Source organism: Aliigemmobacter aestuarii, assembly GCF_004799285.1.
Taxonomy (GTDB): Bacteria; Pseudomonadota; Alphaproteobacteria; order Rhodobacterales; family Rhodobacteraceae; genus Aliigemmobacter; species Aliigemmobacter aestuarii.
Genome location: NZ_SSND01000002.1, coordinates 100,380 through 120,665, shown reverse-complemented (window position 1 = coordinate 120,665; position 20,286 = coordinate 100,380). Strand labels below are relative to the sequence as shown.

General features: G+C 64.9%; 17 protein-coding genes. 12 read left to right on the top strand and 5 right to left on the bottom strand.

Annotation, left to right across the window (positions count from 1 at the left end; genetic code table 11):
- A complete protein-coding gene (locus tag E7811_RS09415; RefSeq protein ID WP_136394389.1) occupies positions 1 to 627 on the bottom strand; it encodes an HAD family hydrolase in 627 nt (208 codons plus the stop codon).
- A 70-nt stretch (positions 628 to 697) separates the two neighbouring features.
- Complete coding sequence (locus tag E7811_RS09410; RefSeq protein WP_168732979.1) at positions 698 to 2,518, bottom strand: 5'-nucleotidase C-terminal domain-containing protein; 1,821 nt, start codon at positions 2,516 to 2,518, stop codon at positions 698 to 700.
- A 223-nt stretch (positions 2,519 to 2,741) separates the two neighbouring features.
- Between E7811_RS09410 and nudC the strand changes: the two genes are divergently transcribed.
- Together nudC and E7811_RS09400 are read left to right on the top strand one after the other, a co-directional pair.
- Positions 2,742 to 3,701 (top strand): NAD(+) diphosphatase, encoded by a 960-nt coding sequence (gene nudC / locus E7811_RS09405; protein ID WP_136394387.1) that lies wholly within the window; start codon positions 2,742 to 2,744, stop codon positions 3,699 to 3,701.
- 47 nt (positions 3,702 to 3,748) lie between these two features.
- Positions 3,749 to 4,222 (top strand): SRPBCC family protein, encoded by a 474-nt coding sequence (locus E7811_RS09400; RefSeq protein WP_136394386.1) that lies wholly within the window; start codon positions 3,749 to 3,751, stop codon positions 4,220 to 4,222.
- Positions 4,223 to 4,228: 6 nt separating this feature from the next.
- On the opposite strand, the gene E7811_RS09395 is transcribed toward E7811_RS09400, so the two are convergent.
- Entirely contained in the window at positions 4,229 to 5,062 is an 834-nt protein-coding gene (locus E7811_RS09395; protein ID WP_136394385.1) for a prephenate dehydratase, read from the bottom strand.
- 122 nt (positions 5,063 to 5,184) lie between these two features.
- Between E7811_RS09395 and E7811_RS09390 the strand changes: the two genes are divergently transcribed.
- The 6 genes from E7811_RS09390 (at position 5,185) to E7811_RS09365 (ending at position 12,970) form a co-directional block, all read left to right on the top strand.
- On the top strand, positions 5,185 to 5,703 hold the full coding sequence (locus tag E7811_RS09390; RefSeq protein ID WP_136394722.1) for a c-type cytochrome: 519 nt from the start codon (positions 5,185 to 5,187) through the stop codon (positions 5,701 to 5,703).
- A gap of 173 nt (positions 5,704 to 5,876) precedes the next feature.
- Positions 5,877 to 7,790 carry an extracellular solute-binding protein gene (locus E7811_RS09385; RefSeq protein WP_394345613.1) on the top strand — a complete coding sequence of 638 codons (1,914 nt, stop codon included), beginning with the start codon at positions 5,877 to 5,879 and terminating at the stop codon, positions 7,788 to 7,790.
- A gap of 28 nt (positions 7,791 to 7,818) precedes the next feature.
- A complete protein-coding gene (locus E7811_RS09380) occupies positions 7,819 to 8,973 on the top strand; it encodes a microcin C ABC transporter permease YejB (RefSeq protein WP_136394383.1) in 1,155 nt (384 codons plus the stop codon).
- Positions 8,974 to 8,976: 3 nt separating this feature from the next.
- Positions 8,977 to 10,086 carry an ABC transporter permease gene (locus E7811_RS09375; RefSeq protein ID WP_136394382.1) on the top strand — a complete coding sequence of 370 codons (1,110 nt, stop codon included), beginning with the start codon at positions 8,977 to 8,979 and terminating at the stop codon, positions 10,084 to 10,086.
- Positions 10,083 to 11,723: an ABC transporter ATP-binding protein gene (locus E7811_RS09370; protein WP_136394381.1), complete on the top strand. Its 1,641-nt coding sequence runs from the start codon at positions 10,083 to 10,085 to the stop codon at positions 11,721 to 11,723. The genes E7811_RS09375 and E7811_RS09370 overlap by 4 nt, the downstream gene beginning before the upstream one ends.
- Before the next feature lie 17 nt (positions 11,724 to 11,740).
- Entirely contained in the window at positions 11,741 to 12,970 is a 1,230-nt protein-coding gene (locus E7811_RS09365; RefSeq protein WP_136394380.1) for a glycosyltransferase family 4 protein, read from the top strand.
- On the opposite strand, the gene hemN is transcribed toward E7811_RS09365, so the two are convergent.
- Complete coding sequence (gene hemN / locus E7811_RS09360) at positions 12,967 to 14,322, bottom strand: oxygen-independent coproporphyrinogen III oxidase (RefSeq protein WP_136394379.1); 1,356 nt, start codon at positions 14,320 to 14,322, stop codon at positions 12,967 to 12,969. The genes E7811_RS09365 and hemN overlap by 4 nt on opposite strands.
- Positions 14,323 to 14,383: 61 nt before the next feature.
- Here hemN and fnrL point away from each other — a divergent pair, with 61 nt between their 5' ends.
- Entirely contained in the window at positions 14,384 to 15,130 is a 747-nt protein-coding gene (fnrL, locus tag E7811_RS09355; protein ID WP_136394378.1) for a transcriptional regulator FnrL, read from the top strand.
- Between the two features lie 138 nt (positions 15,131 to 15,268).
- The gene (locus E7811_RS09350) at positions 15,269 to 16,831 is read left to right on the top strand and encodes a trimethylamine methyltransferase family protein (RefSeq protein ID WP_136394377.1); all 1,563 of its coding nucleotides are present in this window, start codon (positions 15,269 to 15,271) and stop codon (positions 16,829 to 16,831) included.
- A 62-nt stretch (positions 16,832 to 16,893) separates the two neighbouring features.
- Here the strand turns inward: E7811_RS09350 and E7811_RS09345 are convergent, their stop codons facing one another.
- Entirely contained in the window at positions 16,894 to 17,742 is an 849-nt protein-coding gene (locus E7811_RS09345; protein WP_136394376.1) for a universal stress protein, read from the bottom strand.
- A gap of 200 nt (positions 17,743 to 17,942) precedes the next feature.
- On the opposite strand from E7811_RS09345, the gene ccoN reads away from it, so the two are divergent.
- Entirely contained in the window at positions 17,943 to 19,547 is a 1,605-nt protein-coding gene (gene ccoN / locus E7811_RS09340; protein ID WP_136394375.1) for a cytochrome-c oxidase, cbb3-type subunit I, read from the top strand.
- Between the two features lie 12 nt (positions 19,548 to 19,559).
- Positions 19,560 to 20,285 carry a cytochrome-c oxidase, cbb3-type subunit II gene (ccoO, locus tag E7811_RS09335; protein WP_136394374.1) on the top strand — a complete coding sequence of 242 codons (726 nt, stop codon included), beginning with the start codon at positions 19,560 to 19,562 and terminating at the stop codon, positions 20,283 to 20,285.
- The last annotated feature ends 1 nt before the right edge of the window (position 20,286 follow it).

Genomic DNA, 20,286 nt, shown 5'->3' with positions numbered 1-20,286 from the left:
TCAGATCAGGCCGATCCGCCGCGCCCCGTCCAGAAGCGTGGGGGCCACCAGATGTGCGTTCTTTCCGCTTGCCGCCATCACATCGGGGACATGCACCACGGTGCAGCCCGCCGTGAAGGCCGCCGCCGCGCCCGGTTCGCTGTCCTCGAAGACGACGCAGCGTGCGGGCGTCACGCCCAGTCTGTGCGCGGTCAGCACATAGGGTTCGGGATCCGGCTTGGGCCGGGTCACGCAGGCAAGCGTCGTGACCACCGGAAAGTGGTGATCAAGCCCCGCCAGCCGCAGCTTGCGGTGAGCCTCGACCTGTCCGGACGAGGTGCAGACAGCCTTGGGCCGGTCCAGCCGGTCCAGAAGTTCGGTCACGCCCGGCTTCAGCGGAAGGTCTTGTGCGATCAGGTCCAGAAAGGCCTCGTTCCAGAGCGATGTCAGGCGCTGCACGTCCAGCCCCGGAAATTCTGCCTCAAGGATCCTGCGCCCGGTGGGCTGGTCGGTGCCGACGAGACGGTGAAAGATGTTTCCCGGATCGGCCACGCCCAAGGCCGCGAAGGCCGCGTTTCCGGCGGTGATCGCCTGTGCCTCGGTGTCGATCAGGGTTCCGTCCAGATCGAAGATCACGGCCTCGAACATCCGGCCATCCTTGTGCTGTCGCCTGCGGGTTGCCGCGGCACATTAGGGCAGCGGCCGGGAATGTGAAAGGTCAGCCGAAGGTCAGGACAAGCGGCAGATAACCCTCGGCATCGGGCGGAAGCGGCCGAGGCCGGTAATCAGCGATCTCGTCAAGATGGCGCAGGGCGGCGGGGGCGGTCCGCAGGATCGCGGCACCCCCTTCGGACGCGATCAGACGAAAGCCCGGACCGGGGCGGGGGCGGACGGGGCTTTGCCGCTGCAGGTGGTCGATGATTGCGGCGCGAAGTGTGATCCTGCCGATGTCGACAGGCTGCGGCATCCGTCCGGCCAGATATCCGCCCGACCCCGACACGCGATAGCTGTTCGTGGCCAGAAGGAACCTGTCGTCGCGCCCGACCTCGCGCCCGGCATGGCTGAGGCTGACGACACGACGGGCCGCCCTGTCGATCAGCGCCCCCGCCCGGTCGTGCCGTGGGGGCACGGATAGGTCGATCGTGCAGTCCAGCCCGTGGATCATGTCAGAGTTGTAGCCGGGAAAGTCCGGGTTGATCAGGGCTGCCGGATCGCCGCCCGCAGAAACGCGCGCAAAGACCGAGGCCGCATGTTCCAGCCAGTCGCGCAAGCCCGCGCCGTCAATTTCGATGATCGCCAGTTCATTGGGGAAAAGGTAAAGGTCCGCGGCATGCGACAGGTGAAGGTTTCCGGCGGGGATGTCGGTGAAATGGTCCGGTCCGCCGTTGCCCCCGGCCTTGAACGGCGCGATGGACGACAGAAGCGGCAGATGCGCGGGTCGTCCGGCCGCCGCAAGCGCAAGGTGCGCGGCGCGGGCCTGCGCTTCGGCGACCAGCGACAGGGCGGTGGACCGGCCCAGAAGCGCGAAATGGGAATGAAGCGGGGCGTCGGTCCGGCCCACCTTACGGCGGATGACCCGCAGCGTTCGTCGGTGCGCAGGATCCAGGATGCTTGCCAACCCCGCATCCACCCCGGCAGGGGCGGGGCGAAGCGTCACCCGGTGGCCGACACGCCGCCAGGTGCCACCCTCATGCACGAGGTCAAGGTCGATGATGCCCAGGTGCGAGGCGTTCGCGCCCGGCATCACGGCGGGCACATCGCCAAGCGTGGCGCGGGCATGATCCACGCCCGGCTCCGCAGGGCCCGACCGGACGGGAAACAGCCGGTGGCTGTGCCCGCAGATCACCGCATCCAGCCCCGGCACAAGCGCCAGATGCGCCGCGGCCGCCTCGGGGTGATAAAGGGTGTCCAGCGGAGCGATCCCCGAATGACACAGCGCGATGACGATTTCGGCCCCGGCCTGCCGCGCTTCGGCGATGGCTGCGGGCGCCGTGTCGAGGATGTCATCGGCGGCCAGACGGCCGTTCAGGTGGCGGCGGTCCCATTGCAGGATCTGCGGCGGGGTGAAGCCGATCACGCCGATCCTGACCGGCGGCAGGACCGGCGACAGCGGACGTTCCAGAAGGACGAAGCGGCGAAAGAACGGGCGGCCGCCGCGGGGGGCTGCCATCCCGCCCGCCGCGATCAGCCGCAGGTTGGAGGCAACGGCCGGAAACCGCGCATGCGAAAGCGCCCACCTGAGGAAGGGAAGGCCATAGTTGAATTCATGGTTTCCAAGGCCGGTGGCGTCATAGCCCAGATGGTTCATGGCCAGGATCGCCGGATGAGGGGCGCGTGCCGGGTGTGCCCGGCCAGTCTCACCCATCGGATTGCCCTGCAGGAAATCGCCATTGTCCAGAAGAACCGATGCGCCCGCCCCGGCGCGCGCTTCCGCGACAAGCCGCGACAGGGCCGCAAGCGAGGCGGTTCCCGCCGTCGGGCGATCGTTGAAATAGTCGTAGGGCAACAGATTGACGTGAATGTCAGTCGTCGCGATCACCCTCAAACTTGCCAAGCCGTCGGAACCGTTCAGATGTCTACCCCGCAATCGCAACCACGCATGCCACTCGTCTTTCGCGATTCTAGCAATGGACGATGCGGGCGCCACTCGATATCGCAAGGGTTGTGAAAACCGTTGCCCTGCCGCCACGGCGCGGGCCGTTGCCGCCGCCTGCGGCCCGTGCGAAGAAGGCGCGGGACGGCAATGCAGGATGGGTTTCGGGATGATCGCGCTTGACAGCATGGCCTTTGCGGGCGGCGGTTTGGTCCGTGCGGCGCATCTGCGCAAGGACGGGGCATTGCTGTCAGGGATGCTGTCAGAGGGCAGGGTGCTGCCGGTCTGGCGCGGCAAGCCGATGGTCGATGCGCCACGCGACGCGCTTGGCTGGGTGCGGGCGGGCAGCCCCGTCCTGCACGGCGCGGCGCCACCCGTCTTTCTGGGTCTGGACGATGCGGGCAAGGGGCTGTTTGCCGCCGACACGTCCGACTGGTCCCCCGAGGCAGGCGCCGAGGCGGTCGAGGCGGGGTTTCTTGACCCGTCGGTGCAACGTCATCCCGCGCTGGACGACAGCCACGGCTACACCGAACTCCGCGCCGTGATGATCCGGCTTTCCCCGCTGGAGGCAGAGATTGCCGCCACGGCGAAGGCGTTGCTGCACTGGCACCGCAGCCACCGGTATTGTGCCGCCTGCGGCGCCCCGTCGGACCTGGCGGCGGGGGGATGGCAAAGGTCCTGCCCGACCTGTGCCGCGCAGCATTTCCCGCGCACCGATCCGGTGGTTATCATGCTTGTCACGCGGGGCAACCGGCTGCTTCTGGGGCGGTCGCCCGGCTGGCCCGAGGGGATGTATTCCACGCTGGCGGGGTTCGTCGAGCCGGGCGAGACGGTCGAGGCGGCCGTGCGCCGCGAGGTTTTCGAGGAAACCGGCATTCCGGTGCGGGCGGTCAGGGTCCTGGCCAGCCAGCCCTGGCCCTTCCCGGCCTCGCTGATGATCGGCTGCCATGCCGAGGCAGAGGCCGAGGAGATCCGGCTTGACCCCGAGGAGCTTGAGGATGCGCTGTGGCTCAGCCGCGAGGATATGGCCGCTGTTGTGGCCGGGCGACATCCGCGCGTCCGCGCGCCCCGCAAAGGGGCGATCGCCCATGAACTTGTTGCCAACTGGCTTGCGGACCGGCTGGATTGAGGGCCTAATGCGGCCAACCAAGAAGCCCGAGGCAGTTGAGGCAAGTGATGAAGTTCAGTACCCGTGAAGACATCGAAGCCCCCATTGATGCCGTGTTCGCCGCGCTGGCGGATTTTGATTACTGGGAACGGGCAGGAATGCGGCGCGGCGCCGAGGTTTCGCGATCGGACAAGCAGACGAAAACCGGGCCGGGCATGGGCTGGAACGTCCGGTTCCGCTTTCGCGGCAAGGATCGCGCCCTTGCGATCCGACTGACCGAGATGGACAAGCCGGCGCGACTGGCCTTCGCGGGGGATTCGAAGCCCGTGAACGGAACGATGGTGATCGACCTGCTGGAGCTTTCCCCGCGCCGGACGCGCGTGAACATCAGCACCGAGATCAAGCCCAAGACGCTGGGGGCGCGGCTTGTGATCCAGTCGCTGAAACTGGCCAAGGCCAAGATGGACCGCCGCTATCAGGCGCGCGTCACGGCCTTCTGCAAGGACATCGAGGGCAGGCTTGCGGCGACCCGCCGCGCCTGAGGGCTGTCAGCCCCGGCCGCGGTCCTGCGGATAGACGCCGAGGATATCCAGCGAGGTGGTGAAATACCGCAACTCTTCCAGCGCCAGCGCAACGTTGGCATCCTCGGGGTGGCCTTCGATATCCGCATAGAACTCGGTGGCCATGAAGCTGTCGCCGACCATGTAGCTTTCCAGCTTGGTCATGTTCACCCCGTTCGTCGCAAAGCCGCCAAGCGCCTTGTAAAGCGCGGCAGGGATGTTGCGGACGCGGAAGGTGAAAGTGGTGATCATCTTGCCCGAACCCCGACGGGTCAGGTCGATCCGGGGCGAGATTACAAGGAACCGCGTGGTGTTGGTCTTGTTGTCCTCGATCTCGCTGGCCAGGACATCAAGCCCGTAGATCTCGCCCGCCAGTTCTGATGCCAGCGCCCCCATCGTCTTGTCGCCCTCGCGCGCGACCTGCAGCGCCGAACCCGCCGTATCCGCGCCCGTCACCGGGGAAATGCCGTGTTCGCGCAGAAAGCCGCGGCACTGCCCCAGCAGGACCATGTGGCTCATCGCCTGGCGGATGTCGGACAGTTTCGCGCCCGGCACGCCCAAAAGGCTGATGTGCACGCGCACGAAGGTTTCGTCGACGATCCGCAGCCCCGAACCGGGCAGCAGGGCGTGAATGTCGGGCACCCGCCCGTAGGTCGAGTTTTCCACCGGAAGCATCGCCAGCGCGACCTCGCCTGTGCGGCACATCTCGATCGCGTCTTCGAAGGTGCGGCAGGGCACGGGTTCCATATCGGGGCGCGCCTGGCGGCAGGCCTGGTGCGAATAGGCCCCGAGTTCCCCCTGGAAAGCGATTCGTTCTGCCATTCCTGTGGCCCTCCGGTCGAAAAAGGCGCCCCCTCGGGCGATTGGTCGCGCTACTACACCTTGAAACCGGTGCGGGGAAGCGGGTAGAAGCGCGCGAGCCATATGCCAGAATGGGACGCGACATGTTCGACACGATGACTATGACCAAGACCATCGGCGCCCTTTGCGGGTCGCTTTTGGTTTTCCTTCTCGTCGGCTGGGCGGCCGATGGCCTGTATTCGACCGGCGGTGGCCACGGCGAAGGTGCCGAACAGTCCTACGTCATCGACACCGGCGCGGGCGAAGCCACGGAAACCGAGGCCGAGGAAGTCGTTGACGTCGCCGCAGTGCTTGCGGCGGGCGATGCAGCGGCCGGCGAAAAGGTGTTCGCCAAGTGTAAGGCCTGCCACAAGGTGGACGGCAACGATGGCACCGGCCCGCACCTGAACGGCGTGGTGAACCGTGCCAAGGCTTCGTCGGCGGGCTTCGGCTATTCCGACGCGCTTGCGGCGATGAGCGGCGACACCTGGACGCCGGAAAACCTCTACGCCTTCCTGGAAAACCCCAAGGGATATGCGCCGGGCAACAAGATGTCCTTTGCCGGGCTGCCGAAGTCGGAAGACCGGGCGAACCTGATCGCCTGGCTGGCGACGCAGAACTGATCCTGTCCGCATCGCGCGGAACGCGGGCCGTCCCTTTGGGGCGGCCCGTTTCGTTTTCACCGGGAATTCCGGCCTTTGCTCACGGATTCGCAACTTGAGACTGGCGCGAAACGCGCTTTAACATGACAGGAAAGGGCGGCCCGTCGTGCCGACCCGTCAAAAGGGGAGAGAGCATGACCGCAACGCGCAATCGCACGCAGGCCCTTGCAGAACCGAAACCCGATCACCGGCGGGGCTGGCTTGCGGCCGGCGCGCTGGTCCTGGCAATGGCGGCGGGCGCGATGGCGGCCCGGGCCGAAACGGTCATCACCTCGCACGGGATCTCGACCTTCGGCGAACTGAAATATCCCGCCGATTTCGCGCATCTCGATTACGTCAATCCCGATGCGCCCAAGGGTGGCGAGATTTCGCAATGGGCCTTTGGCGGCTTCGACAGCATGAACCCCTATTCGGTCAAGGGGCGCGGCGCGGCATTGTCGACGGTGATGCACGAATCCATCCTGACCGGCGTCGCGGACGAGATCGGATCGGCCTACTGCCTGCTGTGCAGCACGATGGAATACCCCGAGGACCGGTCCTGGGTGATCTTCAACCTGCGTCCCGAGGTGCGGTTTTCGGACGGCACGCCGATGACGGCCGAGGATGTTCTGTTTTCCTACGAAACCTTCCGCGAGAAGGGCTTGAGCGATTTCCGCACCGTGCTGGGTCAGCAGGTCGAGAAGGTCGAGGTGCTGGACCCGCATCGCATCAAGTTCACCTTCAAGGCCGATTTCCCCAAGCGCGACCTGCCGATGGACATGGGCGGCCTGCCCGTCCTGTCGAAGAAGCAGTATATCGAGGCCGGGCTGGACCTCGAAGAGTCGACCCTGACCCCCTACATCGGGACCGGCCCCTATGTGTTCGACCGGATGGAGACGGGGCGCACCGTCGTCTACCGCCGCAATCCCGATTACTGGGGCAACGATCTGCCGATCAACCGCGGGCGGTCAAACTTCGACACGATCCGCATCGAGTATTTCGCGGATTCGAACGCGGCCTTCGAGGCCTTCAAGGCCGGGGCCTATACGTTCCGCCAGGAAAACTCGTCGAAGGGCTGGGCCACCTCCTACGATTTCCCGGCCATGCAGGCAGGTCACATCCGCAAGGCCGAACTGCCCGACGGCAACAAGGCGAACGGGCAGGCGTTCCTGTTCAACCTTCGGCGCGAAAAATTCCAGGACCCGCGTGTGCGCGAGGCACTGGGGCTGATGTTCAACTTCGAATGGTCGAACGCGACGCTGTTCTACGGGCTTTATGCGCGCATCCATTCGGTCTGGGAAAACTCGTGGCTGGCCGCGACGGGCGCGCCCGGCCCGGAAGAGACGGCGATCCTTCAGCCGCTGGTGGACGAGGGGCTTCTGCCGGCCTCGATCCTGACCGACGAGGCGGTGATGGCGCCCTCCTCGGGCGAACGCCAGCTTGACCGGGGCAACCTGCGCCGCGCCTCGGCCCTGCTTGACGAGGCGGGCTGGGCCGTGGGCAATGACGGGCTGCGCCGTAACGACAAGGGCGAGACGCTGAAGGTCGAATTCCTGAACGACAACCAGCAATTCGACCGGATCATCAACCCCTATGTCGAAAACCTGCGCGCCCTTGGTGTGGATGCCTTCATGACCCGCGTGGACGATGCGCAGATGGAACAGCGCACGCGCAACCCGGATTACAATTTCGACATCATCACCGGCAACGCGCGGTCCGGCTACATCTCGGGCTCGGAACTCAAGCAGTATTACGGGTCGGAAACGGCGGATCAGTCCGTGTTCAACCGGATGGGCCTGAAATCCGCAGCGGTCGACCGGCTGATCGACGTGGTTCTGGCCGCGCAAAGCAACGACGAGCTGACGGACGCCACGAAGGCGCTTGACCGGGTTTTGCGGGCGGAACGCTTCTGGGTGCCGCAGTGGTACAAGAACACCCATACCGTCGCCTATTTCGACATGTATGAACATCCCGAAACCCTGCCGCCCTATGCTCTGGGCGAACTCGATTTCTGGTGGTACAACGCCGAAAAGGCCGAGGCGCTGAAAGCAGCGGGCGCTCTCAGATAACGATAAGGGCAGGGGGCAGGCAGGCCGGATGGGCGCCTATATCCTACGACGGTTGATCCTTGTGATTCCGACGCTTGTCGGGATCATGATGATAAACTTCTTCCTCACGCAGTTCGTGCCGGGGGGGCCTGTGGAACAGGTTCTTGCCCGGCTGGAAGGCGGCGGCGACGCGTTCCAGACCATCGCAGGCAGCGGCGATGCCGGGGTCGAGGATCAGGGCGCGGGCGGAAGCAGCGACTATATCGGCGCGCGGGGCCTGCCGCCGGAATTCATCGACCAGCTCGAAGCGCAGTTCGGCTTTGCCCGCATCGTCTGCGAGCCGGGCTATACCGGCCGCCCCACGACGGCTGTGCCCGAATGCGTCAAGGAACCGATCCCGATGGTGGAGCGGTTCTTCATCATGATGGGCAACTACCTGACCTTCGATTTCGGGCAGAGCTATTTCCGGTCGATCGGCGTTCTGGAACTGGTGCTGGAAAAGATGCCGGTGTCGATCAGCCTCGGGCTGTGGTCCACGCTGATCGCCTATCTGGTGTCGATCCCGCTGGGAATCCGCAAGGCGGTGCGCGACGGCACGCCCTTTGACACCTGGACATCGGGCGCGATCATCGTGGGCTATGCGATCCCCGGCTTCCTCTTTGCCATCCTGTTGCTGGTGGTCTTTGCCGGCGGGTCCTATTTCCAGTGGTTTCCGCTGCGCGGCCTGACCTCGGACAACTGGGATCAGCTTTCGTTCTTCGGCAAGATCGCCGATTACCTGTGGCATATCGCCCTGCCGGTGCTGGCCTCGACCATCTCCAGCTTTGCCACGCTGACGCTTCTGACCAAGAACAGCTTTCTGGACGAGATCAAGAAGCAGTATGTGATGACCGCCCGCGCGAAGGGCCTGTCGGAGGGTGCGGTGCTTTACGGCCATGTCTTCCGCAACGCCATGCTGATCGTGATCGCGGGCTTTCCGGCGGTGTTCGTTTCCGTCTTTTTCGGCGGCAGCCTGATCATCGAGACGATCTTCTCGCTGGATGGTCTGGGACGGCTGGGGTTCGAGGCGGCGGTGGCGCGGGATTATCCGGTGGTCTTCGGCACGCTTTTCGTCTTTGGCCTGATGGGGCTGGTCGTGGGGATCCTGTCGGACCTGATGTATGTCTGGATCGACCCGCGCATCGATTTCGAAAGACGGGGCTAGGCTATGGCGCTTTCCCCGCTCAATCAGCGCCGCTGGCGCAACTTCAAGGCCAACCGCCGCGCCTTCTGGTCGCTGTGGATTTTCCTCGTGCTGTTCGGCCTGTCGCTGTTCGCCGAGCTGCTGGCCAATGACAAGCCGCTTCTGATCCGGCACAAGGGCGAATTCTATACGCCCATCTTCCAGTTCTATCCCGAAACCGCCTTTGGCGGGGATTTCCGGACCGAGGCCGCCTATCGCGACCCCGAGGTGCAGTGCCTGATCGTCGCCGCCGGGTCCGAGGCCTGCTGGGACGATCCCGAAGGCGTGCTGGAAGAGGCGCGCAGCCTTGGCACCGCGGGGGGCGAGACGGTTCAGGCGGGGTGGATCCTGTGGCCGCCCATTCCCTACAGCTACAACACGATCAACGACATCGGCGGGGCCGCCCCTTCGGCACCGGACGCGCGGCACTGGCTGGGCACCGACGACACCGCGCGCGACGTGCTGGCGCGGGTGATCTATGGCTTCCGCCTGTCGGTGGCCTTCGCGCTGATCGTCACGCTTACCACATCGGTGATCGGCATCGCGGCGGGGGCCGTGCAGGGCTATTTCGGCGGGTTGACCGACCTGATCTTCCAGCGCGTGATCGAGCTTTGGGGGGCCACCCCAAGCCTTTACATCATCATCATCGTGGCCGCGATCTGGCAGATGGATTTCTGGCTGCTGGTCATCCTGATGACGCTGTTCGGCTGGACGGCGCTGGTGGGGGTGGTGCGGGCGGAATTCCTGCGCGCGCGGAACTTTGAATATGTCCGCGCCGCCCGCGCGCTTGGCGTCAGCGACCGCGTGATCATGTTCCGCCATGTCCTGCCCAATGCGATGGTGGCCACGCTGACCATGCTGCCCTTCATCGTCACCGGCACCATCGGCAGCCTGGCCGCGCTGGATTTCCTGGGCTTTGGCCTGCCGTCCTCGGCCCCCTCGCTGGGAGAGCTGACCCAGCAGGCGAAACAGAACCTGCAGGCGCCCTGGCTGGCCTTCACCGCCTTCTTCACCTTCGCGCTGATGCTGTCCCTTCTGGTCTTCATCTTTGAAGGCGTGCGCGATGCCTTCGACCCGCGAAAGACCTTCCGATGACCGTGCTTGACGTCCAGAAGCTGAACGTGCGCTTCCGTCAGGACGGGCGGATCATCCATGCGGTGCGCGATGTGTCCTTCTCCGTGGGCAAGGGCGAAACCGTGGCGCTGGTGGGGGAAAGCGGATCGGGCAAGTCGGTCACCGCATTGTCGACCGTGGCGCTTCTGCCCGACAGCGCCGAGGTTTCGGGATCGATCACCTACAGCGGCACGCAGATGGTGGGCGCGCCCGAGGCGGACCTGCGCCGCGTGCGCGGGAATGACATCAGCTTCATCTTCCAGGAGCCGATGACATCGCTCAACCCGCTGCACACGATCGAGCGGCAGTTGACCGAAAGCCTCGCGTTGCATCAGGGCCTGTCGGGCGAGGCGGCGCGGGCGCGGGTGCTGGACCTTCTGGAAAAGGTCGGCATCCGTGACGCCGAAAGCCGGCTCGGGGCCTATCCGCACCAGCTTTCGGGCGGGCAGCGGCAAAGGGTGATGATCGCCATGGCGCTGGCCAACGGGCCCGAGCTGCTGGTCGCCGACGAACCCACCACGGCACTGGACGTGACCATCCAGGCGCAGATCCTTGACCTGCTGGCGGAACTGAAGGCGCGCGAGGGCCTCAGCCTTCTGTTCATCACCCATGACCTTGGCGTTGTCCGTCGCATCGCCGACCGGGTCTGCGTGATGAAGGACGGCGAGATCGTCGAACAGGGCCCCGCGGCCGAGATCTTTGCCAATCCGCAGCACCCCTACACGCAGAAACTGCTGGCCGCCGAACCGAAGGGCCGGCCCGATCCGGTGCCGGAAGGCGCCAACGAACTGGTGCGCACCGAAGGGTTGCGCGTCTGGTTCCCGATCCAGCGCGGCTTTTTGCGCCGCACCGTCGGCCATGTGAAGGCGGTTAACGAGGCCAGCATATCGGTCCGCGCGGGCGAGACGCTGGGGATCGTCGGCGAAAGCGGATCGGGCAAGACGACGCTTGCGCTGGCGATCATGCGGCTCATTTCGTCAGAGGGGCCGGTCGTCTTCATGGGGCAGAACGTTCAGGGCTGGCGCGCGGGCCAGATGCGCGCCCTGCGGCGCGACATGCAGATCGTCTTTCAGGACCCCTATGGCAGCCTGTCGCCACGCATGACGGTGGAACAGATCATCGCCGAGGGTCTGGGCGTGCACGGGGTGGAACCGGGCCGCGACCGCCGCCAGATGGTCGCCGACATCATGACCGAGGTCGGGCTGGACCCGGCGATGATGGGCCGCTATCCGCACGAATTCTCGGGCGGTCAGCGCCAGCGCATCGCCATTGCCCGCGCCATGATCCTGCGCCCGAAACTGGTGGTGCTGGACGAACCGACCAGCGCGCTGGACATGACGGTGCAGGTGCAGATCGTCGATCTTCTGCGTGCTTTGCAGCGCAAGTGGGGGTTGGCCTATCTGTTCATCAGCCACGACCTGCGGGTCGTCCGCGCATTGTCGCACAAGGTGGTGGTGATGCGCGCGGGCGACATCGTCGAGGCGGGCGAGGGCAGCGCGGTGTTCGACCATCCGCAGACCGACTATACACGCACGCTGATGGCCGCGGCCTTCGGCGTCTCCGGGGGCCACGCGGACGCGGAAACCGGCAAGGTGGCGGCGCCGTCCCCGACCCTGTAGCGAGTGAAGGCGATCCGATGAAAATCCTGTTCGTGCACCAGAACTTTCCCGGACAGTTCCTGCATCTGGCCCCCGAGATGCAGAAGCGCGGGCATGAATGCCTGGCGCTGACCGATGCCGCGAACAACCGCGCCTCGGCCATCCCGGTGTTGAAATACCGCCATTCGTCGCCCGCGCCCGACCCTGCGGCCTGCCGTCTGGGGCGCAACTACACGCAGATGAGCGACCGGGGCGTGACGGTGGCCCGCGCCGCCCTTCAGATGCGCGAAAAGGGCTATGTGCCCGATGTGATCTTCGGCCATTCCGGTTGGGGCGAAACCCTGTTTCTCAAGGAAGTCTGGCCCGAGGCGAAGCTGATCGTCTATGCCGAGTTCTATTACAAGGGGCGGGGCGCGGACGTGGGCTTTGATCCTGAATTCGACAAGCCCTCGTTCGATCAGGTGATGATCGCGCAGGGGCGCACGGCGCATCTGGGCCAGGCGCTGATCCATGCCGATGCGGGGTTGTCGCCGACAGAGTGGCAGGCCTCGACCTATCCGCCGGTGCTGCGCGACCGGATCACGGTGATCTTCGACGGGGTCGATACCGATCTGGTCCGTCCCGATCCTTCCGCCAGCCTGACCCTGCCGAATGGCCGGGTGCTGCGCGCCGGTGACGAGGTGCTGACCTTCGTCAACCGCAACCTGGAACCCTACCGGGGCTATCACACCTTCATCCGGGCGCTGCCGCGCGTTCTGGCCGACCGGCCCGAGGCGCAGGTGGTGATCGTGGGCGGCGACGATGTCAGCTATGGCCGGCCCGCGCCCGAGGGCCGGACCTGGAAGGACATCTTCCTGTCCGAGGTGGAGGGGCGGCTGGACCTGAGCCGCGTGCATTTCATGGGCAAGGTGCCCTATCCGACCTTCGTGTCGATGATGCAGGTCAGCCGTGTCCACGCCTATCTGACCTATCCGTTCGTCCTGTCCTGGTCGATGCTCGAGGCGATGAGCGCGGGCTGCTGCGTGATCGGGTCCGACACGGCCCCGGTGCGCGAACTGATCCAGGACGGGGTCAACGGCAGGCTGGTCGACTTTTTCGACGTCGAGGGATGGTCGAAGATGCTGATCAAGGGGCTGGCGCGGCCCGACCGGTTCGACGACCTGCGGCAGGCCGCGCGCCGGACCATCGTGGAAAACTACGACCTGCGCGGCGTCTGCCTGCCGCGCATGGTGGAATTCGTCGAAAGCTTCGCGCCCAAGGCCGGCTAGATCGCGGCCGAGTGTTGCGCCTTGGTCTGGTCGTAGGCGTCGAAGGCGCGTGCGATCATCCGGGTCAGCGGGCGGCCTTCGGGGCGGATCAGAAGCCCCTTCGCGGTGCGTTCCACCATCCCCTCGAAAGTGAAAATGGCAGGGGCGAACAGCGCGTCCAGCCTGGCTTCGCTGACGCCATAATCGTGGATCAGTTCCGCCGTGCTGACCTCGAAGTCGCACATCAGCGCCTCGATGATCCGGGCGCGCAGCAGGTCTTCGCCGGCAAAGACATGGCCCCGGTGGGTCGAGAACGCGCCAGCCTGGATCGCCTTGGTATAGGCCGAGGTCGCGCTGGCATTCTGGGCAAATCCCTGCGGGAAGCGCGAAATCGAAGACGCGCCAAGCCCGACAAGCGCGGGCGCCTGATCGTCGGTGTAGCCCTGGAAATTGCGGCGCAGAAGGCCTGCGCGCTGCGCCACCGCCATGCCGTCGTCGGGCCGGGCGAAATGGTCGATCCCGATCGCCTGATAGCCGTCCCATTCGAAAAGCTGCGCTGCCGTCTCGAACAGCCCCAGGCGTTCCTGCGGGGTCGGGATCGCATCCGAGGGAATCATCTGCTGGCGGCGGCTCATCCACGGCACATGGGCATAGCCGTAAAGCGCTACGCGGTCGGGCGACAGGGTAAGCAGTTTCTGCACCGAATCCGCGATGCGTTCGCGGGTCTGGTGGGGCAGGCCGTAAAGGATATCGGCATTCAGGCTGCGCACGCCCCGGTCGCGGATCATGTCCGCGACGCGCTTGGTCAATTCATAGCTCTGGATCCGGCCGATGGTCTTCTGGATCTCGGGGTCGAAATCCTGCACCCCGATGGAGGCGCGATTCATTCCCGCCGCGGCCAGAGCGTCAAGCCGTTCGGCATCCACCTCGTCCGGGTCGATCTCGACCGAGAATTCGGCACCCTCGCCCATCGGCACGGCCTCGAACACCGTATCGGCAAGGTCGCGGATCATGTCGGGCTTCAGAAGCGTGGGCGTGCCGCCGCCCCAGTGCAACCGCGACAGATGCACGCCCGGCGCCAGATGCGCCTTCAGAAGGGCGATTTCCTGCTTCAGCACTTCGACATAGGCGCGAACCGGTTCGTCGCTCGACGTGCCCTGCGTGCGGCAGGCGCAGAACCAGCACAGTCTGCGGCAGAACGGCACATGCAGGTAAAGGGATATTGACGAACCTGCCGGAATCGCATCGACCCACGCCGTGAACTGCGCGGGGCCCACATCGGGCCCGAAGTGCGGCGCCGTGGGATAGCTCGTGTAGCGGGGCACACGTGCGTCAAACAGGCCCAGTCGGGCGAGGTGCGATTGAGTGTTCATTTCGCCCGCATAAAGTGTAAGGTAAGATTCATCATTGATGCAGATCAAACAGGACGTATTAATGGCACTCCATGACGCACAATTGGTTCATCAAGAGTGCAGTTCCTGCCCTATCCGCCACCGTGCGGTTTGTGCGCGCTGCGAGACCGACGAACTGGAACGCCTTGAGCAGATCAAGTATTACCGGTCCTATCAGGCGGGGCAGACCGTCATCTGGTCGGGTGACCGGATGGATTACGTCGCCAGCGTCGTGACGGGGATTGCCACGCTGACCCAGACCATGGAAGACGGGCGCCGCCAGATGGTCGGGCTGCTGCTGCCGTCGGATTTCGTCGGTCGTCCGGGTCGCGACAATGCCGCCTATGACGTGACCGCCACGACCGACCTCGTGATGTGCTGTTTCCGCAAGAAGCCGTTCGAGGACCTGATGCTGCGCACCCCGCACATCGGCCAGCGCCTTCTGGAAATGACGCTGGATGAACTCGATGCGGCGCGGGAATGGATGCTTCTTCTGGGCCGCAAGACCGCGCGCGAGAAGATCGCAAGCCTGATCGCCATCATCGCCCGCCGCGACGCCACGCTGAAGCTGCGCGCGGCCAAGGGGCAGATCACCTTTGACCTGCCGCTGACACGCGAGGAGATGGCCGACTATCTTGGCCTGACGCTGGAAACCGTCAGCCGCCAGATCAGCGCCCTGCGGCGCGACGGCGTGATCCATCTGGAAGGCAAGCGCCACGTCACGATCCCCGATTTCGACCGGCTGATCGAGGAAGCCGGGGACGACAGCGACGGCGGCATGGTGAGCTGACCGGCCCCGCCGATGCCCTTGCCGATGCCCTTGACGGAATCGGCGGTCCGACCTCACACTTCGGCAAGCTGAAGTCGGCAGGCAGTCAGCCTAAACGGTGTGTGCCCATTTGAACCCTTTTGTCATGGGCAGGGACCGATGGACGACAAACCCGCAGACCGCACGCAGAAACGCGCCCGTGTGGCGCGTCAATCCCACAGCGCAAACGCCTTCCGGCAGGAGGAGCCGGGTTTCGGACGCGCGCGATTCGGGTTCTTGACCGGCGCCGAGGTGGAGTTCCTGAAGGAACGGGTGATCCAGCTTCTTTCGGAATACGGCGTGGTGATCCTGCATCCGGGTGCGCGCGAGGCATTCCTGAAGGCCGGCGCACGCGAGGGCAGGGACGCCAACCGTTTGCGGTTTCCGCGCGAACTGATCGCCGAGGCGATGGCGGCCACGCCGCGCAAGGCACGCCTTGGCGGAAGGTTGCCGCGCTTCGACATCGACCTGCCGCGGGCAGACGGCGGTTTCGTGATGCGGACCGGAACCGGGGCGCACGGCTATGTGGACCCGCGCGACACGCGCTATCGCAACATGGATCTGGACGCGGTGAGCGAGATCGCGGCCGTGGCCAACACGCTGGACGAGGTGGGGTTCATCGCCCATCCCTTCGTGCATGGCGTGCCGGAAAAGACAGCCGACATCCACAGTTTCGGCCGCTTGATCGCGCGGACGCAGAAACACGTCTGGATGCAGCCCTACCAGTGGGAAAACGTCGAATACCTGATGAAGATCGCCGCCATCGCGGCCGGGGGCGAGGATGCGCTGCGCGCCAATCCGGTCACCAGTGCGATCACCTGTTCCTTCACCCCGCTCGAATTCAAGTACATGGATACGCATGTGATCATCGAGGCGGGCAAGTATGGCGTGCCGCTGCATGCCTGCTCGTTGCCCTCGTCAGGGGGAACGGCGCCCCTTTCGGTGGGGTCTATGGCGATCATGGCCGCGGCCGAGATCGTGGGCATGACTGTGATGGCGCATCTTCTGGCGCCGGGGGTGCCGGTGATCGCGACGCCCCTGATGTTCACGCTCGACATGCGGACGGGCAGCGCGCTTCAGGCCTGTGTCGAAAGTCTTCAGGCCAAGAACATGGCGGTGCAGCTGATGCGCGAGGGCTTCGGGATGCTGACCCATACCTACGGGTCGGGTTCTGACACGCCGGACGTGGACCATCAGTCGATGGCCGAACGTGCGATGGTCACGCAGACCGTTGCCCTTTCAGGGGCCGATATCCTGGGGGGCGTGGGGCAGCTGGAATGCGCCACGGTCTTCAGCCCGGTGCAGGCCGTCCTTGACAACGAGGTGGGGGCGATGATGCGCCGCTTCGTCCGGAAACCGCCCCTGAACACCGAGGCGCTGAACTGGGACGAGATGATGCAGATCCGTGTCGGCGGGCATTTCCTGGACAGCGCCCACACGATCCAGACCTGCCGCGACCAGCTGTCGCCTAAGGTTTTCCTCCGCCAGGGGCGGGATGCCTATGAAAAGTCGGGCCGCCGGACGGCCTTTGACGAGGCACGCGACTGGACGCTGAACGCAATTGCTGCGGCCCCCGAAGAGGGCTTCCTTTCCGAAGACCAGATGCGCGAGATCGCGTCACTTGCGGCCCATGCCGACGAATATATCGTCGCGGCCTATGCCGGGGCGGTGCAGGTGATATAGGGCCTGAACGCGGCGCGCCGGGTGGGGCCGCGCGCCGCGACAGGTGTCCTTGGCCGGTCTTTTCAGTGCGCCATGAACAGCGGCACTTCGGCCTTTTCCAGCATGTTGCGCGTCGCGCCGCCCAGGATCGCCTCGGTAAAGCGGGAATGGCCATACGCCCCCATCACCAGAAGATCCGCGCCGGTGTCGGCCACGTGGCGGGCCAGAACGTCGGACACGCGCGGCATCGTCTTGGCCAGAACCGAAACCTCGGCCTTCACGCCGTGACGCACCAGCATCTGGCACAGCGAACCGCCGGGGTCGGATCGTTCCGGCCCATGCGTCGGCGGGTCGATGACGGCGATGTTCACAAGGCTCGCACGCTTCAGGAACGGCAGGGCGCGGCGCACCGCCACCATCGCCTCGCGGCTCTGGTTCCAGCCGATCACGATCCGGTCGGGCTGCTTGTAGGCCGCGCTGGCGTTGGTCGGCAGGATCATCACCGGGGCCTGGCCTTCGAACAGGGCCGATTCGACCACCGCCTCGCCGTCGGCGCCGTGCTTGCCGTCATAGGGCTGTGGCAGGACCACGAGATCCGCGAACCGCGCACGCAACGATACCAGATCGGCCAGCCCGCCCAATTGGGCGACGGCCCCTTCGACCGACGAGCGAAGCCCGTCGGGTTGTGCGGCCAGCGCGCTGCGCACCGACGCCTCGACGGCCTTGGCATCGGCTTCGGCCCGTTCCATGCCGACCTGAAGCAGCACGGCACCGCCGCCAATGTAGGAATAGCCAACCTGGGTGCGGTCCACCCCAAGGGCCAGCACATCAAGATGACCGTCATGGGCCCGCGCAATTGCGGCTGCAACAGATACGGCTGGCTCCACCTGATCCGCAGCGGTGGCGATGGTTAGGATCGACTTGTACGCCATCGTTGTTTCCTCCTGACGAGTGACCGGAACACCATGTTCCTTGTTTGGATTCCGTGCATTGACCTTAATCAACCCACGCCGGAGTAAAGATTGACATGGATCAAGGCGATGCAATTCCGCGGGCGGCAAAAGCGTCCACAGTCGAAAAGTGCCCGGGCGAGGTCTGAGTCGACCCGGGACGCAAGACGAAGGGACGCATTATGTGGGATTACATCAAACTGGTCGTGCTTGGCGTGATCGCGGTTGCCGCCGCGATTGCCGCCAATTATGCGCGCGACCTTGCCTACATGGTCAATGCACTGACGGTGATGATCGCGGCTGCGATCACCTTCCTTTACGTGCTGCGCACCATGGGCGATCGCAAGCCTGCCCCAGCCAACGAATATCTCGATGGCGTGGTACGGGCCGGTGCCATCGCGACCACCTTCTGGGGGGTCGTGGGCTTTCTGGTGGGGGTGATCATCGCCTTCCAGCTGGCCTTTCCGGCGCTGAACATCGAATGGGCACAGCCCTACCTGAACTTCGGACGCTTGCGGCCGCTGCACACCAGTGCGGTGATCTTCGCATTCGGCGGCAACGCCCTTCTGATGTCGTCGTTCTACGTCGTGCAGCGCACCAGCGCGGCGCGGCTCTGGGGCGGCAACGCGGCGTGGTTCGTGTTCTGGGGTTATCAGCTGGTCATCGTGCTGGCGGCCACCGGCTATCTTCTGGGCGCGACCCAGTCGAAGGAATATGCCGAGCCGGAATGGTACGTCGACTGGTGGCTGACCATCGTCTGGCTGGTCTATCTGGCCGTGTTCCTGGGCACGATCATCAAGCGCAAGGAACCCCACATCTATGTGGCAAACTGGTTCTACCTGTCCTTCATCGTGACCATCGCGATGCTGCACGTCTTCAACAACCTGTCCATCCCGGTGTCGGTCTTCGGCTCCAAGTCGGTGCAGGTCTTCTCGGGCGTGCAGGATGCGATGGTGCAGTGGTGGTACGGGCACAATGCGGTGGGCTTCTTCCTGACCGCGGGCTTCCTGGGCATGATGTACTACTTCGTGCCCAAGCAGGCCGAACGCCCGGTCTTCAGCTACAAGCTGTCGATCATCCACTTCTGGGCGCTGATCTTCCTGTACATCTGGGCCGGTCCGCACCACCTGCACTACACCGCGCTGCCTGACTGGGCGTCGACCCTTGGCATGACCTTCTCGATCATGCTGTGGATGCCGTCCTGGGGTGGCATGATCAACGGCCTGATGACGCTGTCAGGGGCCTGGGACAAGCTGCGCACCGATCCGATCATCCGGATGATGGTGGTTTCGATCGGCTTCTACGGCATGTCGACCTTCGAAGGCCCGATGATGTCGATCAAGGCGGTGAACTCGCTGTCGCACTACACCGACTGGACGATCGGCCACGTACATTCCGGCGCCCTTGGCTGGAACGGCATGATCACCTTCGGCGCGCTCTACTTCCTGGTGCCGCGCCTGTGGAACCGCGAACGGCTTTACAGCCTGTCGATGGTCAGCTGGCACTTCTGGCTCGCGACGATCGGGATCGTTCTCTACGCTTCGGCGATGTGGGTGACGGGCATCATGGAAGGCCTGATGTGGCGTGAAGTCGACGCCAACGGCTTCCTCGTGAACGCCTTCGCCGACACGGTGAGCGCGAAGTTCCCGATGTATGTGGTGCGCGGTCTTGGCGGGGTGCTCTACCTGCTTGGTGGCATCATCATGGCCTACAACCTTTGGATGACCGTTCGTGCGCAGCCGGCGAAAGCCCCGGTGAACGCGAACAACTTCGTCCCCGCTGAATGATCGGAGAAAACGATGGCTCTTCTAGACAAGCATAAGGCTATCGAAACCCACGCGACGCTGCTCCTTGTGCTCAGCTTCCTCGTGGTGACGATCGGTGGTTTGGTTCAGATCGTGCCCCTGTTCTACCTGGAGAACACGATCGAAAAGGTCGAGGGCGTGCGGCCCTACTCGCCGCTCGAACTCGCCGGTCGCGACATCTACATCCGCGAAGGCTGCTATGTGTGCCACAGCCAGATGATCCGCCCGATGCGGGACGAGGTCGAACGCTATGGCCACTACTCGCTGGCGGCGGAATCGATGTACGACCATCCCTTCCAGTGGGGATCGAAGCGCACCGGCCCAGATCTGGCCCGGGTGGGCGGCCGCTATTCGGATGAATGGCACGTCGACCACCTGAACAATCCGCAGTCGGTGGTGCCGGAATCGGTGATGCCAAAGTATGCCTTCCTTGGCCGGACCGAGATCGACGGCCGCTACATCCAGGACTCGATGAAGACGCACCGCCTTGTCGGCGTGCCCTACAGCGACGAGATGATGGAAGCGGCGGTCGAGGACTTCCTCGCGCAGGCCAATCCGGATGCGGATACCGAGGGGCTTCTGGCACGCTATCCGGGGGCGCAGACCCGCAACTTCGACGGCCAGCCCGCGCTGACCGAGATGGATGCGATCATCGCCTACATGCAGGTCCTTGGCACGATGGTCGACTTCTCGACCTTCACGCCGGACGCTGGCCGGTAAG